Annotated in this window: 18 protein-coding genes and 1 pseudogene; 14 read left to right on the forward strand and 5 right to left on the reverse strand. The window is 52.5% G+C overall.

Annotated elements, in window-relative coordinates:
- Positions 1-439: FtsX-like permease family protein (locus MVD07_RS08510; RefSeq protein ID WP_297500834.1), on the forward strand; the 439-nt coding region annotated here is incomplete at its 5' end.
- Here the strand turns inward: MVD07_RS08510 and MVD07_RS08515 are convergent.
- Both MVD07_RS08515 and MVD07_RS08520 read right to left on the reverse strand, forming a co-directional pair.
- Positions 436-1509 carry a GTPase gene (locus MVD07_RS08515; protein WP_297500837.1) on the reverse strand — a complete coding sequence of 358 codons (1074 nt, stop codon included), beginning with the start codon at positions 1507-1509 and terminating at the stop codon, positions 436-438. The genes MVD07_RS08510 and MVD07_RS08515 overlap by 4 nt on opposite strands.
- Positions 1463-1797, reverse strand: a pseudogene (locus MVD07_RS08520) (TIGR04076 family protein). Before MVD07_RS08520 ends, MVD07_RS08515 begins: the two are co-directional and overlap by 47 nt.
- A 78-nt stretch (positions 1798-1875) precedes the next feature.
- Here MVD07_RS08520 and MVD07_RS08525 point away from each other — a divergent pair.
- Genes MVD07_RS08525 through MVD07_RS08545 form a run of 5 tightly spaced genes read left to right on the forward strand, consistent with a single transcriptional unit; the run spans position 1876 to position 9904 of the window.
- Positions 1876-3327 carry a DUF515 domain-containing protein gene (locus tag MVD07_RS08525; protein WP_297500840.1) on the forward strand — a complete coding sequence of 484 codons (1452 nt, stop codon included), beginning with the start codon at positions 1876-1878 and terminating at the stop codon, positions 3325-3327.
- 10 nt (positions 3328-3337) lie between these two features.
- Positions 3338-4342 carry a hypothetical protein gene (locus MVD07_RS08530; RefSeq protein ID WP_297500879.1) on the forward strand — a complete coding sequence of 335 codons (1005 nt, stop codon included), beginning with the start codon at positions 3338-3340 and terminating at the stop codon, positions 4340-4342.
- Positions 4343-4352: 10 nt separating this feature from the next.
- Complete coding sequence (locus tag MVD07_RS08535) at positions 4353-7922, forward strand: ATPase, T2SS/T4P/T4SS family (protein WP_297500881.1); 3570 nt, start codon at positions 4353-4355, stop codon at positions 7920-7922.
- Positions 7923-7928: 6 nt separating this feature from the next.
- Positions 7929-8978 (forward strand): type II secretion system F family protein, encoded by a 1050-nt coding sequence (locus MVD07_RS08540; RefSeq protein ID WP_297500843.1) that lies wholly within the window; start codon positions 7929-7931, stop codon positions 8976-8978.
- A complete protein-coding gene (locus MVD07_RS08545) occupies positions 8975-9904 on the forward strand; it encodes a type II secretion system F family protein (RefSeq protein WP_297500847.1) in 930 nt (309 codons plus the stop codon). Before MVD07_RS08540 ends, MVD07_RS08545 begins: the two co-directional genes overlap by 4 nt.
- On the opposite strand, the gene MVD07_RS08550 is transcribed toward MVD07_RS08545, so the two are convergent.
- The gene (locus tag MVD07_RS08550; RefSeq protein WP_297500884.1) at positions 9866-10360 is read right to left on the reverse strand and encodes a peptidylprolyl isomerase; all 495 of its coding nucleotides are present in this window, start codon (positions 10358-10360) and stop codon (positions 9866-9868) included. The genes MVD07_RS08545 and MVD07_RS08550 overlap by 39 nt on opposite strands.
- Before the next feature lie 124 nt (positions 10361-10484).
- Between MVD07_RS08550 and MVD07_RS08555 the strand changes: the two genes are divergently transcribed.
- Positions 10485-10781: a hypothetical protein gene (locus MVD07_RS08555; RefSeq protein WP_297500889.1), complete on the forward strand. Its 297-nt coding sequence runs from the start codon at positions 10485-10487 to the stop codon at positions 10779-10781.
- Here the strand turns inward: MVD07_RS08555 and MVD07_RS08560 are convergent, their stop codons facing one another.
- Positions 10782-11276 carry a DUF2118 domain-containing protein gene (locus MVD07_RS08560; RefSeq protein ID WP_297500852.1) on the reverse strand — a complete coding sequence of 165 codons (495 nt, stop codon included), beginning with the start codon at positions 11274-11276 and terminating at the stop codon, positions 10782-10784.
- Between the two features lie 63 nt (positions 11277-11339).
- Between MVD07_RS08560 and MVD07_RS08565 the strand changes: the two genes are divergently transcribed.
- Genes MVD07_RS08565 through MVD07_RS08585 form a run of 5 tightly spaced genes read left to right on the forward strand, consistent with a single transcriptional unit; the run spans position 11340 to position 15282 of the window.
- Complete coding sequence (locus tag MVD07_RS08565) at positions 11340-12203, forward strand: DUF4129 domain-containing protein (protein ID WP_297500855.1); 864 nt, start codon at positions 11340-11342, stop codon at positions 12201-12203.
- The gene (locus MVD07_RS08570) at positions 12178-12615 is read left to right on the forward strand and encodes a hypothetical protein (RefSeq protein ID WP_297500857.1); all 438 of its coding nucleotides are present in this window, start codon (positions 12178-12180) and stop codon (positions 12613-12615) included. Before MVD07_RS08565 ends, MVD07_RS08570 begins: the two co-directional genes overlap by 26 nt.
- The gene (locus MVD07_RS08575) at positions 12605-13558 is read left to right on the forward strand and encodes a MoxR family ATPase (RefSeq protein WP_297500860.1); all 954 of its coding nucleotides are present in this window, start codon (positions 12605-12607) and stop codon (positions 13556-13558) included. Before MVD07_RS08570 ends, MVD07_RS08575 begins: the two co-directional genes overlap by 11 nt.
- A 54-nt stretch (positions 13559-13612) precedes the next feature.
- Positions 13613-14863, forward strand: a complete 1251-nt coding sequence (locus MVD07_RS08580; RefSeq protein WP_297500864.1) for a DUF58 domain-containing protein — start codon at positions 13613-13615, stop codon at positions 14861-14863.
- Complete coding sequence (locus MVD07_RS08585; RefSeq protein WP_297500867.1) at positions 14860-15282, forward strand: hypothetical protein; 423 nt, start codon at positions 14860-14862, stop codon at positions 15280-15282. Before MVD07_RS08580 ends, MVD07_RS08585 begins: the two co-directional genes overlap by 4 nt.
- On the opposite strand, the gene MVD07_RS08590 is transcribed toward MVD07_RS08585, so the two are convergent.
- A complete protein-coding gene (locus tag MVD07_RS08590) occupies positions 15272-16102 on the reverse strand; it encodes a PfkB family carbohydrate kinase (protein WP_297500870.1) in 831 nt (276 codons plus the stop codon). The genes MVD07_RS08585 and MVD07_RS08590 overlap by 11 nt on opposite strands.
- A gap of 199 nt (positions 16103-16301) precedes the next feature.
- Here MVD07_RS08590 and MVD07_RS08595 point away from each other — a divergent pair, with 199 nt between their 5' ends.
- Positions 16302-17246, forward strand: a complete 945-nt coding sequence (locus MVD07_RS08595; RefSeq protein ID WP_297500873.1) for a DUF4855 domain-containing protein — start codon at positions 16302-16304, stop codon at positions 17244-17246.
- Between the two features lie 14 nt (positions 17247-17260).
- On the forward strand, positions 17261-18028 hold the full coding sequence (locus tag MVD07_RS08600) for a CGP-CTERM sorting domain-containing protein (protein WP_297500876.1): 768 nt from the start codon (positions 17261-17263) through the stop codon (positions 18026-18028).
- The last annotated feature ends 130 nt before the right edge of the window (positions 18029-18158 follow it).

The following is an 18158-nucleotide window of genomic DNA, read 5'->3' on the forward strand; positions in this document are numbered from 1 at the left end:
CTACACGCTCGACGACCTCAGGAGAATGACGGAGCAGAACCTCATGCTCTTCAAAACACCGGTTTACACGGTTATGCTCGTTACCTTCCTCGTGGGAGTCTTCGCAATATTCACGTTGGTTTACCTAGAGGTCGAGGGCAATGAGAAGGTCTACGCAACGCTAAAGGCCATAGGGATTCCGGATTCGCACGTCGAGCGGGAGTTCCTGTCAAAGGTCGTTCCTTCCTCAATCATAGGTTCGCTTCTCGCTATACCCCTCGCAGTAAAGGTAGGTTACTACATCGGCAACATAATCCTTCCAGTGAACCTCTCGCTCGGCGATGCACTAAAAGTTCTCCCTCTGTTTACGGCCCTCTACGTTGCCTATAATATCTTCACTGCTCTCATCGTGAGGAGAGTGATGGGAAGGCTGGACGTCGTGAAAGCCCTTAGAGCTTAATCGAGAATCGCTATTACTCCCTTCCACTTCTTCCCAAAGCACTCGCCCGCTAAAACGCTCTTTCCGGTAAGCTCTTCAAGGAACTTCAAAGCGGAGTCACACTTTTTAAAACCGGTAGCTATCCCAACGGTTATTCCCTCTATCTCCCTTAAGCCGGCTCTTTTCTGGCCGTCAAGTTTCTCCCGAAGTTCGTCGCCAAAGTGCCAGAGTATTCTCCTGGGGTCGAGAAGGAGTTCTTTCTCGATGCCGTCAAGCACGTCCTCAAAGTCCCAGGTGAACTGGGCCCTTTTTTCCTCTTCCTTCCCGAAGAGGGTAAAGTGACCGGTTTGCCACTCACGGAGGAACCAGCGGGCGGTTTCCTCCAGATCAACCTCTCCGCCCGACTTTATCAGTCCCCTCCTTTCCCCGATTTTTCTGAGTATGTCCTCCCCGCTCTTGAACTCCTCAATTCCGAACTTCTCGGTTATCGCTTCCCTCCGCGTTTCGAGAATGCGCGAGATGAGTTTTAAAGCGGGCTTAACGGGCTCTTCTATCTTGTCGGCTGGAAAGCCTCCCTTTATCACCAGCTCGTCGAAATCGTCAATCGGAACGACGCCGGGTGAATCCAGAAGCCATATCCTCTTGCTGAGCCTTATCAGGTGTTTCCCCCTCGTGTAGCCCGGGATCGGCGCTGTTCCTATGGCCCTTTTCCCCCTGAGGGTGTTTATTATCGTGCTCTTCCCAACGTTGGGGTAACCTATGAGGGCAACCTTTACCCTTTCCTTCTCCTCTAGGAAGGGCTTTGCGAGCCTCTTTATCTCCCTCCTCAGTATCCCCGTCCCCTTCCTTTCCCTTGCGCTTATGAAGACAACCGGAATCTCGCTCCTCCGCTTGTAATCCTCGGCCCAATTCCTCGGGACTAAATCGGCCTTATTCATGACTATGAGGAGTGGCTTTCCGCTCTCCCGGACGAGCTTCTCAAGCTTTCTGTTGCGCGTCCCTGTCGGATCCCTGGCGTCAACTACCTCAACTACGAAGTCTGCCTCATCTATTACCTCCCTCACCACCCGCCACGCTCTCCTCTGCTTCATCACGAACCACCGTTACCTCAAATATTACAGTCCCGCCCTCGGGATATGGCGGCCCAGGGTCGAGACACTGGATGTAGGTTTTTCTCCCCTGCCGAGGCCAAGTTCGCTCGGTTTAATACCTTTTCGGAGGACAACTATGTACGGGAGGAGCGACGCGAAGGCGTGGGTGCATATTGCATCGGTCTCGTCAAGCTTCACTCTCGGACCCTCAATGACTATCCTGTCACCGGTCTTGAAGACTGGACATCGGCCCCTTATCTCAACTACCTCAATCTCAAGCCTCTCCATCCTCCCACCGAAATTTAAATAAAGCTTAACCTTCAAAAGTTATTCGAGTCTAAAGACCATTATATAACGATAACGGTGGTGCTCAACGTGGCCGAGGATATAGAAGCGAAAATTCGCCGTTTAAGAGAGCTGGGTAAGGTGAGCGCCGAGTCCTCAGCTCCAGCTAAACCCCCTGCCCCTTCTAAGAAGCCTCCCCGCAGGCCCCGCTCCCTCAGCACAATAAGGGAGAAGGAGCGCAGGAAGAGGATTCTCATCGGTGCTTCGATTCTGATAATTATAATCCTCATTGTTTCACTCGGTGTTTACGCCTATCTCCAGAGCAGAGCCGCCAATGAGCTGAAAAATGTGAGAGCGGAGAAGCTCAATGAGGTCAAGAGCTACTTCGGCAGTTACAAGTTCACCAACGCCAACTGTACAGCCAACGTCACCTACTACAAGAGTCAGGTGGTTTCAAGGATTCTCTCCGCGAAGAGCGTAAGCGAACTCAGCTCAATAAATGTGAAAGCTTACTTTGATAAAGCAGTCCAGGCCTATGAACAGTGTACCGCCAAGGAGAAAGAGCGCGAGTATCAGAAGGAGCTGAACCAGACCAAGCAGAGGAAACTCCAGGAGATAAAGCTGGCCTTTCAACCGCTCCTCGCGATGTCGCTCCCGGATAGCATAAAGGCGAAGGTCGTTTCGAGCCTCAAGAGCCTTGAACAGCAGGTTGAAAGCGCCAAGACGGTTGAGCAGGCTAACTCGGTAAATCCGGACCCATATCTGCTCTCCCTCTGGAGGGACTACTATTATTACCAGATAGACAGCATAACCTCACCTGAGGTTATCCTTGAGAGGAACGGTGTCAAGAAGCTCATCTCCAAGAACGAGGCCAAGTCGATACTAGGCAGCATTACGAACTACCGTGAGCTCCTTGAGTACAGGGTCTATCCCGTCAAGTACGTTGAGATAGCCCTCGTCCTGCCTAGGGACAGGATAGCCGGTGGCTTCCTCCAGCCCGGCGATAAGGTCGTGTTCTTTGCCACCAACGGCACTAAGAACACCTACAGGGAGATTGTTAACCAGGGCTACGTTGAGATGGTTCTCCTGCCCACGAACGCTGGCCAGATATCCGCCAGCGAGTCCCAGAGCCAGGCGAGCTCTTCCTCGACGACCTCCTCCAACACATACAGCGAGAGCCAGTCCGCTAGCTACAACCCCGGAGGGACAAGCTACTCCAACGGGACGAGCTACTCCGACACCTACTCCAACTCCCAGAGTGCCGGTCAGAGCTCCTCGGCCAGCTACACCTACAACGTTAACCTCGCTGAGATATTAAAGGCCATAGCGGCCGGTAAGATACAGGCCAGCGACGAGGTCAAGGCCCAGCTCAACAAATACGGCTGGAAGGTGCTCAACCTGGAGGAGTCCTCCGACATGCTCGTCCTGAGCCCCGACACCCAGTTCCTCGTCATAGTGAAAGTGCCATCCATCTTCGTCCCGGACATACTCGCCAACCAGGATAGTCTCTACGTGGCCAAGGTGTCTACATGAGGTGGTGGGCATGAGGAGAGTCTTTCCCTTTCTTTTGATTTTGATTTTAGCCCCTTTAAGTTACGTCTCGGCCCAGAGCTATTCCATCCCCGGCACGTACGGTTATCTGACCTACAACAACATAGGCCTCGCCGGGGAAGTAATGCTCGATATAAACGTTACTCTAATCAACCTCGCTCCCTATCCAAAGTTCGTAATCATTAACCCGAGGTATGACTTTAGGATACTCCGCTCGGATAATGAATTCGGCTACACCTACCGCGTGGGCAACACGATTGAAGGCAGAATCTCCCTATACACCGTAAACCACAGCCTTAACTACATGGTGGGCTTCTGGATAATGCCCTACGAGACCGTTAAAATAAACTTTGGGATAAACTCGAATGCATCCTACACCGTTGAGATGCTCAACTACAACAACCCCTGCGGTGATATAGGGCATATAGACTCGGTGACGTTCACAAACGGCACCCTCAGCCACATCTACGTCAACATCCCTCCCGGTGAGATAGACAGGCTAACTTGTGGTGTCGTCTCTCCCCAGCTCCTCAACTACCCAAAGATAATGAGCATTAGGTCAATGCTTCCCTTCCTCGACAGGTATATAAAAGTCCTGAAGGTTGAGGGGGTAGTGAAGTTTAAGGTAACGAACGTCCCGGACGAGAACAACTCGACCTTCGGCGTCTTCTTTGCCATTGCTCCCCCAATACTCTTCAGCGATGCCAAGACCTACGACTACTATCCCAACTACACGATGACCTACAGCGAATACATAAAGGACTTTATCTGGAAGTTCCGGGGTCTCGAGCCCCCACAGGAAAGGAAGAAACCTGAGATAAACGTCACCTCCAACATCTTCCACTTGACCAACAGCCTGATCTCAGGCGTCAGAGTTCCGAGCTTTGCCCAAAAGCCCCGTAGAAGGGCAGGTTTTGACTTTCCGGTCTGGATTGTTCTCATGAGGAAGGAGATTGAAATAACCTACCACGTGAGCTGGACGAACTCTGGAAGGTGAGATGGTGGCTGTGGAGAGAAAGAAGAAGCCAAAGGGGGACTTTTCCTGGATAGACGAGATACTCGAAGGAGAAACACCCTTGGAGGAAGTCCTTCACAAGGATAAGAAGAAAGAGGAGGCCCCCCTCCCTTTCCTGAACAGTTCGGGGGGTAGTTTAGAGGACATCCTCGCCGGTGAGAATAAGGAAGAGAAAGAGGAGAGCCCTCCGTCTGGTGCCGATTTCCTGTCCTCAATCCTCGGGAAGGGGGAAGAACCCAAAAAGGAAAGTGGAAAGGAAACTGATGCCGGCTCCCTCGAAGGGATACTCGGTGGGGAGAAAAAGGAAGAGTCCAAGAAGGAGGAGAAGTCTTCGGCTGAACTTCCAATTGGCGGAGAAGAGGCCGGCGTTGACTTCCTAAGCAAGATACTCGTCGAGTCCGAGCCAAAGAAGATCCCCCAACCCTCCGGTGCACCACCCCTCAGCAACATACTCGGCCCGGAGCGAACGGAAGAGGTATCATACGCCGGTAGGGCCCAGGTTCTCGACGCCTACGGCAACGTGAGGATACTCAAGGTAAAGGGTGAGCCGGTTCCAATATACGAGCTCATACTCCCCAAGCTGAGCAAGGAAGAGGAGACGCTCTTCAAAAGGATCAAGGAGAGGGCTATAACCGAGATACAGATAGACCCGACGACGATACCCGACCCCGAAAAGCGCAGGCGGGTCTTCCTTGATGCGGTTAAGAAGATGATAAAGGAGGAGGCACCCCACTTCTCGGAGGGCAGAACTGAGGTTCTGGCCAAGCTTATAGTCGAGCAGATGATAGGCTACGGCAAGCTCGATCCCCTTGTGAGGGACGACAACCTTGAAGAGATAATGGTCATAGGGACCGGGAGGCCGGTCTACGTCTGGCACAGGAAGCACAACATGTGTAAGACGAACATAACCTTTCCCGATGAGAGGGAGATACTGAACATCATAGAGAGAATCGCCAGGGAAGTCGGTAGGAGGATTGACCAGCAGAGCCCGCTCCTCGATGCCCGCCTTCCGGATGGAAGCCGTGTCAATGCAACGATACCACCAATAAGTCTTGACGGGCCAACGATAACCATACGTAAGTTCAAGAAGGATCCACTCACGATAATAGACCTGATCAAGTACCAGACCCTGGGTTCTGACATAGCGGCTTTTCTCTGGGTTCTTGTGGACGGCCTTGGCGTCAAGCCAGCCAACATACTGGTCTCCGGTGGAACAAGCTCAGGCAAGACCACGACGCTGAACTCTCTAGCGATGTTCATCCCGCCCAGCGAGCGCGTCATCAGTATCGAGGACACCGCGGAACTCCAGTTGCCGGTGGAACACTGGGTAAGGCTCGAGACGAGACCCCCGAACCTCGAAGGGAGGGGAGAAGTTACGATGGACGATCTCGTAAGGAACACCCTCCGTATGCGTCCCGACAGGATCATCGTCGGTGAAGTTCGTGGGCCAGAGGCTAGGACGATGTTCACAGCCATGAACACGGGACATAATGGGGCCCTTTACGACTTCTCGGTCATTCAACTCTCCGATGGACGCTTCGAGCTCATTGGCAGTTTAATCAAGAAGCTCTTCGAAAAGTACTCGGACAGAGTGAAGACGTACAAAGACCTAGAGTACGTGGAACTGGATGGGGAAGACCGCTTCGAGGTGGTGAGTGTCGGGTCTGACCTGAAAGCCGGAAAGCACGTTGTTTCAAAGGTCTGGCGTAGAAAGGTTAGGGAAGGTGAGAGGCTTCTTAGAATAAGGACGAGAACCGGAAACGAGGTCATACTCACCAAGACCCACCCGTTTTTCGTCTTTTCAGACGGCGATGTCGTTAGGAAGGAGGCGGAAAAGCTCAAGCCTGGCGACAGGGTAGCCGTGATGCTTAATCCACCAAAGCCCCCGCAGAGGAGGGCTATAGTACCTTCCAGCGTTTATTCCGGGATAAGTGACTACTACCTCGTTCCAAATGGAAAGGGCATGGTAAAGGTTCCGAATGATGGCGTGCCTCCTGAGAAGGCCCGGTTCCTGCTCTCAGTTAATTCCAATCCTGTCAGGCTCGTCAGGGAAGTGAACGAAAGGCTCGCCTACGCGGTTGGTGTATTACTTGGCGATGGCTACATATCCTCGAACGGCCACTACCTCTCGGCGACTTTTGATGACGGGGAGTATATGAAGGCTTTCGTCGATTCAATCTCCGAGTTTCTGCCCGAGAGCAGGCCCTCCATCAGGGACAGCGGGACGAGTACGGTGGTGACCTACGGTTCCAAGATTTTCGCGGAGTTCCTTTCGAGGGCCTTTGGGATACCCAAAGGGGAAAAGGGCGACTGGGATGTTCCCCACTTGGTACTCTCGAACGATGAGCTTATGCGCCACTTCCTGGCTGGACTCTTCGACGCTGACGGCTACGTCGATCCAAACGGGCTTTCAATAGTCCTGACGACAAAGAGCGAGAACGCAGCGAGAAAGATCTGGTACGCCCTCCAGAGGCTCGGTATAATAAGCACCGTTACAAGGATCAAAAACAAGGGCTTCAAGGAGGATTACATATTCCGTGTCACGATAAGTGGGGTGGAAGACCTCAGGAAGTTCCGCTCGATGGTTCTGCTCCGCCATTCGAGGAAGAGGGCAAAGCTCGAGGAGATTCTTACCGAGAAGAAAGCCTATCGGGGTAGGAGAACCTACCGCGTTCCAATCTCAAGCGTTATGATAAGACCTCTCCGTCTCAGGCTAGGTCTTAGCGTCGCGGAACTCTCAAAGCTGGCCTCCCACTATGCTGGAGAGAAGATCTCAGAGAGCCTCATAAGGCACGTCGAGAAGGGTCGGATGGGTGAGATAAGGCGCTCAGCACTGAAGGGAATCGCTCTGGCGTTCCAGCGGATAGCTGGAGACATTGGTGACGAAGACGCTTGGATCATGGCAAAGCGTCTCCAGCTAATAGCTGAGGGCGACGTTTACTGGGATGAAGTTGTGAGTGTTGAGGAGGTCTCCCCGGAGGAGCTTGGGGTGGAGTACCTCTACGATCTAACCGTTGAGGACGACCACAACTACGTGGCCAACGGCATACTCGTTTCAAACTGTATGAGCACAATCCATGCCAACAGCGCCCGTGAGACGATAATAAGGCTTGAAAGTCCACCCATGAACGTTCCGAGGATAATGATACCCGCTTTGGACATAATCATAATGCAGGTTCGCTTCCATAGCAGGAAGAAGGGAACGGTGAGACGCGTCACGGAGATAGCCGAGGTCTCCAGCTTAGAGGCAGAGAGCGTCCAGCTGAACCAGCTCTTCAAGTACGACCCCATAAAGGATGAGCTCGTCCCAACGGGGGTTCCGAGCAAGACCCTGGCTACCTTAGCCAAACACACTGGGCTGAGCATGAGGGAGATAGAGGACGAGATCGAGAAGAGGAAGCTGATCCTTGAATGGATGGTTGAGAACGGGATAAGGAGCATCGACAAGGTCGGGCACTACATCAGGATGTTTTACATTGATCAGGAGAGCCTCCTGAAGAGGGTGCAGGCCGAGAGCAGTGTGGAAGTGTCCGAGAGGATCGCCCAGTTTATGACGGGGTGATGGGCTTTGGCGGTCTTTGACTTCCTTGAGGAAATCGGAGGGAAGGTATCGGAAGGGGTCAGGAGACCCCTCAGGAGGGTTCCGAAGGCCCGAATCCAGGAGAGGCTGAGGAGGCTCAAGGAACTCCAGGTGGAGAGGTCAGAGGGCAGGCTTGAGGAGGAGAGGGAGAAGCTTGTGGAGGAAGTCCTCCAGTGGCGTAAGGAGGAGATCAGCAAACCGCTCTCCGAGAGACTTGCTGAGGCACTCCTGAAGTACTTCCGCGGGCCGATATCTTCACTAACACAATCCTTCAAGGGCCTCGACTACGACTTATTTAGGGCGAGCATGTTCATATCCAAGGAGAAGTACGTTGCCCAGATGCTCGTCGTCTCATTTTTCGCCGGCTTCTTTTCGTTCCTCTTCGCCTACCTGATGTATATATCCCTTGAGAATTCACTCCTCATAGGTCTCCTCGGCTTCCTCGGGGGCTTCGGCTACATGAGGCAGTACCCTAGGATGGTGTGGAAGCGCCGTGTTACCGAGGTGGAGAGAGCCCTTCCCTACGCCCTCAGGCACATGGCTTCCCTTTTGAGCGCTGGTGTTGGCATTGAGGAGTCCATCCTCTCGGTAGCACGCGCCGACTACGGTGTCCTCTCCGAGGAGTTCGACCTATTGCTGAGGGACATGAGGACGGGTGCCTCCCTTGAGGAGGCCCTCCAGCGCTTCGAGGAGAAGATGGCCTCCGACAAGGTCAGCAGGGTGGTCAAACAGATACTCCGTGCCGTCAAGTTCGGTGGCAACCTCTCGGATATCCTTTACAAGATGGCCGAGGACTTTGCCTTCGAGTACAGGATGAAGCTCGTCGAATATGTCCAGAAGGTCAACGGTGTCTCTTTCGTCTACATGTTTATGACTATAGTTATGCCAACGATGTTCATCGTCGGAATACTGGCAGGTTCGATAATGGCCCGGGCCCTCATCTTTGACGTCCAGACAATGGCGATTATACTGCTCATGGCCTTTCCTGGCCTTTCCCTCATCATAATAAACATGATTAAGAAGGCTGAGCCGAGGTGAAAAGATTGCCGGAAACAGGGATAGCAACCGGGCTCGTCTCAATCGTCGAGAGAATTCTCCCAGAAAAGTGGCTCAAACGGTATGAGCTCCTGATATACTCAGCGGGGGTAAACTTCCTGGCGGCGGAGTACATAGTGATCTCCCTCCTGCTATCGCTGATAGCCGCTGTCGTAGTGTTGCTGTTCTCAACGGTGGTCAACTCCCTCATAGCGTTCCTTTCAGTTCTGATAGGCATAATATACGCCTACCCCTACTGGAGGGTCATGAAAAAGACTGAGGAGATGGAGAGGTTCCTTCCGGATGCGTTTTTCTACCTCGCCAGCTCACTCAGGGCTGGCATATCCTTCTCCGAGGCCTTGGAAGAGTTAACAACAGCAAAGTTTGGCGCACTAACGGACGAGTTCAGGAAGACAGTTGGGGAGATAAGGAAGGGACGCCCCACAGTCGATGCCCTCAGGGCCTTTGCCTTGAGGAACCGCAGGTCGCCGGTAATATACCGTTCTATGATGATAGTCATCGAGGCCCTTGAGAGGGGTGCCCCAATGAGCGAAGTTCTAGTTTCAGTGGCCAACGACGTCAGGGAGATACTCAGGATAAATCAGGAAAGAAAGGCATCAACGGGCATGCAGACAATGTTCTTCATAATAACGAGTGGTTTTGTGGGCCCGATAATACTCGGCATAGTCGGGAAGGTCATGGAGTCGATGAGCGGTGCCGGGACGGGTCTTTCACTGCCAGTTCAGGCCATTCAGAACATAATCTTTGGGTTCATCATACTTCAGGCCGTGGTCTCTGGGATTGGGATAGGGGTAATAAGGGAGGGGAAGTACTCCTCCGGCCTCAAGTATGCCTTCCTCCTCGTGGTGATGGGAGTGATAATCTACCGCTCAATGATGAGCGTCAACATCAGCGCCGGTCTCTTTTGACCTCTTTACCTCAAGCACCTCGACCTCGAAGATCAGGGTCTTCCCGGCCAGGGGGTGGTTGAAGTCCAGCGAGACGGTGTCTCCTTCCACTGCCACTATCTTAGCTATCCCGGAATCAGTCATCACGTAGAGGCCTTCCTGGGGCTCCAGACCGGCCTTTGAGAACTCCTCGACTGGGACTTTTATGACGAGCTCCGGGTTCGGCATGCCATAGGCCTTCTCGGGGGGAACGGTTACGATCTTCTTCTCCCCTGCTTCCATGCCTATCATTGCCTCGTCGAGGCCAGGTATTACCTCGCCAATACCTATTGTGACCCACATGGGGCCGTATTCGCGCTCCTCCACGTAAATGCCGTTTTTCTTGGCTAGATCCCCGTAGCTGGTGTCAAAAACCTCACCGTTTTCAAACCTTCCAATGTAGTTGAAAAGAACCATATCCCCAGGCTCAGCTTTCATTTCCTTCAACTCCAAAATTGCTTCACTGGGACTTACTCCCTTCTTTTATAACCCTTTTGGTCTCCGCCTTCTCCGCGCGGTAGGTATATAAAGACCTTTGCTCAATGTTATATAGGTGACCTATATGGGATATCTTTCCGACGTCCTGAGAAATGAGTACAGTAACCTTGAGGTTCGTGAGGTTTATTCTTCAAAGCTCGGAGACACCGACGTGGAGATAGTTGAGGTCAGTTCCGGTGGTGAGAAGTTCATAGCAATGTTTCAGAGCAACCCAGTTAAAAACGGAATTTACAAATGGTCGCTGATTATAACGAGCTCCCACAATACGCGTACGATAAAGGGTATGGACAGAATTAACTCTATAAACCTCGCGCTGAGGTCGAGCATTGAGGCAATGCTAAAGGGAATAAAGGGAGAATGATCACTCCTCAGGGAGGATGTAGTAAACGTAGTGTGGCCTGTTCGTTATCTCGTCTATGAAGACCACCGTCCCGTTTCTCGGGGGCTTGAGGTAGTGAACTTCCCCCTTCCTGCTCGTGACCGCTGCAAACGCGTCCCCCGTTCTTACCCTGTTTCCGACGTCAGCTATAAGGGTCTTTGTGAAACCCTCGACGGGAAGCAGCATGAGCTGGTCTCCCCTCCTGAGGTATATCCTCGTCCTCCCGTCCGGCAGAACTATGATGGTATCCGCTTTGACTTTTCCGCTGGTCTGGTCAACGTAGAGATAAAACCTGTCGTAGACCTCTCTCGCCAGAAACTCAGCCTTCTCTGAGACGAACCCTGGAACTTCATTGCCCTTTCCAAGCCAGGCCTCGACGTTGCCGTCTATGATTACGCAGTCCCTCGTGAGTTTTTTTCCCTCAACGCACTCTTCCCTCTTGCTCTCCACGTAGAGCCTTGGGAACCTCACACCCATCACCAACCTACCCTCCCGTAAGGCTTTTATATGCCTTTGCTCACCTGAAGCCAGTGAACAGGTATGTCTACCAGAGGCAGGTTTTTGCTCTCCCTGTTCATTGTACTCACGCTTCTTGCCCTCCTGCTGAACTCCTATTCTTTCTCCAGACCCCACGAGCGCACCCCGGAGCCGGTGGGAATTCTCACGGCGGTCATGATGGCTGGCTTCCTCGGGGGCCTTATCCTCCTTCTCTTCCTGTTCCTCTACTTCCGGGACATCAAAGGTGCCAAGATGAAGTTCGAGGGGGAAAACATATCCCTGGTCTCTCTCGTTGTCCTTGCGGTTCTTCTGACCCTGATGTTCCGTTTTATAGGCAAAACCGGCCAAGGAACTTCAGGCTCCAACGGCACGTGTCTCCAGGTCAATGGGACACTCAACTGCACTCCGTACATGAAACCCCTCGGAACGGTCGAGGGAAAGACCTCCCTCCAGTTCCTGAGCTCGTCCCTTTATCTCCACCTCTACCTCCTTTTCCTGCTCCCCGTTCTTTTTGTATTTGTCTACCTCGGCTTCCACTACTACCGCCTCGCGAGGGCTGAAATTGAAAGAAAGAGGAAGGTTGAGAGGGCAATGGCCTTCGACAGGAAGCTTGACAAGCTTGGCTTGGATAGGTTTTCCAATCCCAAGGAGGCGGTTGTTGAGATATACAAAAACGCCGCCCTGTGGCTGGAGGGCCTAGGCATTCCTTACCGTGAGAGCTGGACGCACTGGGAGCATGCGGAGCACGTGAGGTATATGCATGAGGCCTTTGCCGAGCTCACGAGGCTCTTTGAAAAGGCCCGCTATGCTCCAGAGGTTCTCGGCTGGGATGACGCGTATAAGGCCCTTGAGATATACAACCGGTTGAGGGGGAAGGCCCGTGAGCTGGCCGAAGGCGTTAGCTGACAAGAAGGGGAGGCTCCTTGTAATTTCGGTATTCCTTCTGTTCTCAACCCTGCCTGGGGAGTACTACGTCAGATGGCTCTCCGTCCTCGCGCTGGCTCTTTTCCTGGGGATCCTGCTCATCGGGGTGGACGTAAAGCTGAGCGGTAGGTCTGTGTTTGAGGAGAAAGCTGCGAGGAAGAGGCCCGACTTTGAACGGGCACTCAGGATAGTAAGGAGGGCCAAGAGGGGTGGTGCCCGGAGCCTCGTGGAGGAGGAGCTCCTTGAGGTCTGCCACACCTTAACGGGTAAGAACTTTCACGAGCTTCGCGCGAACCCGCCCCCTGCTTTGCAGGCGTTCTACTCATCGAGGAACCCCTACGAGGGCCTCAAGAGGGCCCTTGAAATACTGGAGGCTGATTTGAATGAGGATTGATGAAGTCCACGAAAGGTCGGAGCTCATCCTGAAGGAGGTAGGGAAGGCAATAGTCGGCAAGGAGAATGTTCTAAAGATGCTCCTCGCCACAATACTCGCCGACGGCCACGTCCTGATAGAGGATCTTCCGGGGCTGGCGAAGACCCTCATGGCCAAGAGCTTTTCCTCGGCCCTCGGACTGGAGTTCAAGCGCGTCCAGTTCACCCCGGACCTGCTCCCGAGCGACATACTTGGCGTGAGCGTCTTCAACCAGAAGAGCCTTGAGTTTGAATTCAGGAGGGGGCCGGTGTTCACCAACATACTGCTCGCTGACGAGATAAACCGCTCACCTCCGAAGACCCAGTCTGCTCTGCTTGAAGCGATGCAGGAGAGGCAGGTAACTGTTGAGGGTAACACCTACGAACTTCCAAAGCCCTTCGTGGTGATAGCCACACAGAACCCGATAGAGCAGGAGGGCACCTATCCCCTCCCCGAGGCCCAGCTCGACCGCTTCCTGGTGAGGCTCCGCGTAGGTTATCCAACGAGGGAGCAGGAGAAGGAAATCCTCCGGAGGAGGATTGAGAGAAAGAGGGAGGAGGTTGAGATAAACCCCATCGTCTCGGCCGAAGAAGTCACTGAGATGCAGAGAGCCATTGAAGACGTCTACGTCAGCGAACCGGTTCTCGACTACATAGTTGACATCGTTATAGCCACGAGGAGCGACAGGAGGAGCTTGGATGTGGGAGCATCGCCGAGGGGTTCACTTGCACTGCTGAAGCTCTCCCGGGCCTACGCGGCTCTCAACGGGAGGGATTACGTAATCCCCGACGACGTCAAGGCCGTCACGGTTCCCGCTTTGAGTCACAGGCTCATACTCAAGAGGGAGCTCTGGTACACCCGCGTCTCCCAGGAGAGCGTCATGGAGAAGATACTTGAGAAAGTTCCCGTTCCCAAGTTCGAGTGAGGGAAGGCCATGCAGGGTCTCTCTGGGATACCTTTTCAGCCGGCGAGGTTTCCGGTGGAGGAAGTTGAAGAGAAAGGGCCCTCCCCAACTGCCAAGCTGGCCCTCTTTTTCCTCGCCCTCTGGGTCATACCGCTGGTTGCCGTTGCCACGCTCCACTGGGATGTCATCTACCTGCTCCTGCCCTACATCACGCTCCTTTCCTCTGCTTACCTCCTCTTCAAGCCATCTGGTGAGGTTGTTGTCTGGAGGAGCGTTCCCCACGACCGCTTCCTTGAGGGGGAGGAGGTCGAGGTTGAACTCCATGTGAGGCCCGACTTTAAAGCCGATCACCTGCTCGTCAGGGATGTTGTTCCCCGGGATTTGGAGGTTACCTCCGGGAGCCCCTCGAAGGTCTTTTCTCTCAACGCGGGCGAGGAGGGAGTGCTCAAGTACACTGTTAGGATGAAGAGGGGGATACACACCTTCGAAGGGGTCAAGATTATCTATAAAGATCCTTTTGGGTTCTTTTCAATCGATGCCTACGCCGATGCCTTCACAGAGGTCGTGGGCGTTCCCGTTCTCTACGACGTAGAAACTCCATACTCGACTAGGGGCACGAAGATAACCGTGGGGCCCCTCCCATCTCCACTCGTTGGGGAGGGCCTTGAGTTCCATGCGGTCAGGGAATACCGGCCGGGAGACCCGTTAAAGGTAATCAACTGGAAGGCAACTGCGAGGACAGGGAAGATAATGACCAACGAGTTCGAGAGCGAGAGGAAAGTCGACGTCGTCTTCGTCGTCGATGCTGGTGCCTCCAACGGCCCGGTCTTCGACTACCTGATAAGGGCTACTGCTTCCCTGATGTTCAACGCCCTCAACGATGGGACGAGTTTCGGCCTTCTTCTTGCGGAAGAGATACCCCTGTGGGTTAGGGTTGACTACGGCAAGAGGCACTTCTTCAAGTGCATAGACTTCCTCAGCACGGCTAGGCCCGACAAGAACAACCTCATAGCATATCAGGTCGAGCACCTCGTCAAGAAGGCCTTCCCCCCGAGGGCCCAGATCCTCTACTTCTCCCCTCTCATAACCGACGAGAGCAGGGAGGCCCTGAAGATCCTCGCCGGGCACGACTACCGCGTCGTCGTTATAAGCCCCAACCCCAACAGCGTTTACGAGCCAAGGAACGAGGAGGAAGAGCTCGCCATGAGACTTGTCGAGGTAAGAAGAAAGGCCACCCTCAAGAGCCTCTCCGGTTACGGTCTCATAGTTGACTGGGACGTGAAGAAGTCCCTGAAGAGCGCCATAGCGGAGGTGATGTCGAGATGAGGCGGCTTTTCTCGGCCTTAACTCTGGCCCTTACTCTTCTGCTCCTCTACCCCCTCCTGCCCGGGTGGGCTTTTCTGCTCTCGGGGGTTCTTGCCGGGCCTGCCCTGCTCTACGAGCCCCTCGGCTACCTCTTCCTTGCCCTCCTCGGTTTCCTGCTGGCATACTACCGGCCCTCAAGCGTTTACCCCCTTCTGGCACTGTCCTTTGGGATCATCTATGTTGAAAGCGTCCACTTAGCTGACAGAAAGGCCCCTCTGATTCACTACATTGTCCTCTTCACCTCAGTCTTTCTTGCGGTTCCCCTCTATTACCTCCTGCTCTTTGCCTCATCCTTCCTCCCAAGCCTGAATAACACAGCCGTGGCGGGGCTTCTCCTCGTTTCCGTCTACGTCCTCCTTTACGCTGTCCTCAAAGGGTGATCGCCCAGCTGCCAACCTTCATGAGAGTCCGCCTTGCCATTTCGAGGCCGAGCCTTGCGCACTCCTCCAGATTTTTCCCCTTCACGAGCCCGGCCAGAAAACCGCCCGCAAAAGCATCTCCAGCCCCGGTGGGGTCTATCTCCCCCTCGACCGTCAACGCGGGAAACTCGTGGAAGTCGCCGTCGTAGACCAGGACGCCCTTTTCGCCCCGCGTGATCACGACGAGCTTTGCACCCCGGGAGTAGAGCTCCTCAGCGGATTCCCTAACGTTTTCTAACCCAGTTATGAGCGTTGCCTCCCTCTCGTTTGGAAAGACTACCTCACTCCTTGAGATGAGCTCCCTTACAAGCTTGGGCTTTTGCAGGTAGTCTCTGTAGTAGGTCGGGTTGAAGTCGAGGCTTATCCTCTTCCCCTCGAGCCTCTTAATAACCTTCAGCTGTTCCTCCGGTGGAATCGGGGCTATGTGAAAGAGCTTTGCGTTCAGGTATTCCTCCGGAATCGGCGTCTCACCCATCCTTTCGGCAACGCCCATCTCAACGGGCGACTCGACGCTTCCATCTTCTCTATAGATCACCCAGATGTGTATCGTCCTTCCCGGCAGGATTTGAACACCCCTTATGTCAACGTATTGGACGAGCCTTTCAAGCCACTCCCTTGGAAAGTCCGCGCCGATTTTCGTCACGAGGCCGACCTTTGCCCCCGCCAGCGCGGCGGAAGTGGCGACGGCCGCGGCTGCTCCTCCCGGTATGTCTATTTTTCTTCCGTCGGGAAAGACTATTGTATCTATCGAAACGTGACCGAGGACAACTAGCTCGACCATTTTATCACCTCTCTACTAACTGGCATCCTTACGCTCTTTGAGTTTTGAGTTTTAAGTTACGCGGTTGTGATTTGGGCTGTTGTAATCGGTTACTCCCCCCTTAGATTCGATTGTTGGAACTTTTTGTTTGTTTTAAGTGTGTTTGTTTAACCAAAAGGTTTTTATATGATAATTAACTACTTAAAATTGATGATTCCTTATGTCAAAGTTTGGTTTATGGTGGGTTCAGTGGAATAAAAACCTCGGGACCTACGAGTCGAGGATGACTGTGGGGAGCAAGATAGCAATCATAGGCGATATCATCAGTAGGGGCTTTGACAAAGTAATTTTTCTTGGTGGTGAAGGCGGAGCTTTGAACTACAGTGGCAGTGACTATAAGAGCGGTTATCAGGATGGAAGGGAGTTTTCACGCTGGATTTTTTCACTAGGGGGTGTAAAATATTACGTTGCCATACCATTCAAGTCACCTAATGGCCAAGTAAGAGGTAATATCAACAAGCCATTCAGAGAAACATACTGGAAAGGCTGGATTGATGGAGTGCTGAGTGTTGAAGATCCAAATCGAGAAGGGGTCTACTGGGCATTGGAAAATGCGTGGATGTTCCATGAGAAGCAGATAGAAATGGGGGGTGGTCTGCCCATTGAGCTGTTTGAGGATATTAGTGAATACATACACGATCTCGGATATAAATTGGTGTGGATACCAAAGCTGGGCACTCTATATTGGGAGAGTACTAACATAAAAAAGGCCAAACCTCTCGTTGATTACATCTTTGTGCAACCACACTATTACCAATCGTCCACAATACCCTACATTGGGGATGGAGTAACGAGGGAAAAGCCCTACACGTTTGATGTTCTTAAAAGTGAGTACCTTCCAATTACCATCGAAAAGCTGGGTGTATCCTGGGAAATGGAAGCTGACGAATCAGTTTTAGGGCACTGTGGAAACTGTAGGGAATGCCCGGGGTCGGGGATAAGGATTTCTTCTGAATGTACAGTTTATGCCTCGGATTATATGCGGGCTCAGATAGAAAGTAGAAGGGTCTTCAAACATTTGGCATATTACTTTGGAACTAACTTCGAGGTTTTAGATAAGCTCAATCAATACTGCATGGAGAACTACAGATGGAAGTACATATAATTGGGTGACATACTATGACCATGAAGACCTCAGTATTGATGTTGCTGGTTTTGTCTTTTTCCCTATCTTATGTTTCGGCGCTTTCAATTAATGGTATCTGGGTTTCCAAGGTGTATTCAGGCGACAATGGTGCTATTATCGTGGTCACTAACGAAATTTTGAGTCCGGGTATGTGTCCCGGAGATGTTTTTAACTGCACGCTCGTGCCCGATATGGTCTCGACGGATCTCTTCTACGTTTCTGAGGACGATTTCTACTTCCTCGGGGAATATCCCGAGGATCCGAACGTTACCTTCGAGGGGGGTCTCTGGAAACTCCTTCTTCACACTTGGAATGGGAGTGTTGAGAACGTGACCTTTAACCCTGCCTGTTTAAAACCCTCCAAGGCGGTTCCCTTGAACTTCTCCAACCTCCCCGTTCACTGGAAAAGAGTTGTTTCGGGTTCCTCTATCCTTGAGTACCCTCAGGACTTCCTTGGCTTCTATTCCAATTCGAGTGGCAACTACACGGTGAGCATTGAAGACATGATGGTTAAACGGATTTTCCCCTATTTTCCTTTTCTAATCGAGGTGAACGGCAGACTCTATCCTCTCTACATTATAAAGAATGGCACTCTCACCCAGGTACCGTTGAGGGTAACCCCAAGCCTAACCTGCATGACTTCAACTCCTACGGGCTCTGTGAATACCCCTGCAAAAACCTCTAAGGTGAGGCACATTTGCGGGCCCGGTTTGATAGTCCTGCTTACGGTTTTTGTGTTGCTCATAAAAAGGCACTCGTAAGTTTGTTACTACACATTAAATTCGACTTATTTTGGAACTTTTTGTTTTTTTTAAGCGTGTTTGTTTGACCAAAAGGTTTTTATATGCTGAATAACTACTTGAGGTTGTGGTTTCTCATGTCGAAGTTTGG

Origin of the sequence: Thermococcus sp. (assembly GCF_027008145.1) — an archaeon.
Taxonomy (GTDB): domain Archaea; phylum Methanobacteriota_B; class Thermococci; order Thermococcales; family Thermococcaceae; genus Thermococcus.

What these genes read in the sequence shown, in the direction of transcription:
- MVD07_RS08590 (WP_297500870.1), bottom strand. Translation starts at nt 16,102, where the DNA reads ATGGTCGAGCTAGTTGTCCTCGGTCACGTTTCGATAGATACAATAGTC.
- MVD07_RS08555 (WP_297500889.1), top strand. Translation starts at nt 10,485, where the DNA reads ATGGGATATCTTTCCGACGTCCTGAGAAATGAGTACAGTAACCTTGAG.
- MVD07_RS08560 (WP_297500852.1), bottom strand. Translation starts at nt 11,276, where the DNA reads ATGGGTGTGAGGTTCCCAAGGCTCTACGTGGAGAGCAAGAGGGAAGAG.
- MVD07_RS08565 (WP_297500855.1), top strand. Translation starts at nt 11,340, where the DNA reads ATGTCTACCAGAGGCAGGTTTTTGCTCTCCCTGTTCATTGTACTCACG.
- MVD07_RS08550 (WP_297500884.1), bottom strand. Translation starts at nt 10,360, where the DNA reads ATGAAAGCTGAGCCTGGGGATATGGTTCTTTTCAACTACATTGGAAGG.
- MVD07_RS08595 (WP_297500873.1), top strand. Translation starts at nt 16,302, where the DNA reads ATGTCAAAGTTTGGTTTATGGTGGGTTCAGTGGAATAAAAACCTCGGG.
- MVD07_RS08585 (WP_297500867.1), top strand. Translation starts at nt 14,860, where the DNA reads ATGAGGCGGCTTTTCTCGGCCTTAACTCTGGCCCTTACTCTTCTGCTC.
- MVD07_RS08575 (WP_297500860.1), top strand. Translation starts at nt 12,605, where the DNA reads ATGAGGATTGATGAAGTCCACGAAAGGTCGGAGCTCATCCTGAAGGAG.
- MVD07_RS08515 (WP_297500837.1), bottom strand. Translation starts at nt 1,509, where the DNA reads ATGAAGCAGAGGAGAGCGTGGCGGGTGGTGAGGGAGGTAATAGATGAG.
- MVD07_RS08530 (WP_297500879.1), top strand. Translation starts at nt 3,338, where the DNA reads ATGAGGAGAGTCTTTCCCTTTCTTTTGATTTTGATTTTAGCCCCTTTA.
- MVD07_RS08600 (WP_297500876.1), top strand. Translation starts at nt 17,261, where the DNA reads ATGACCATGAAGACCTCAGTATTGATGTTGCTGGTTTTGTCTTTTTCC.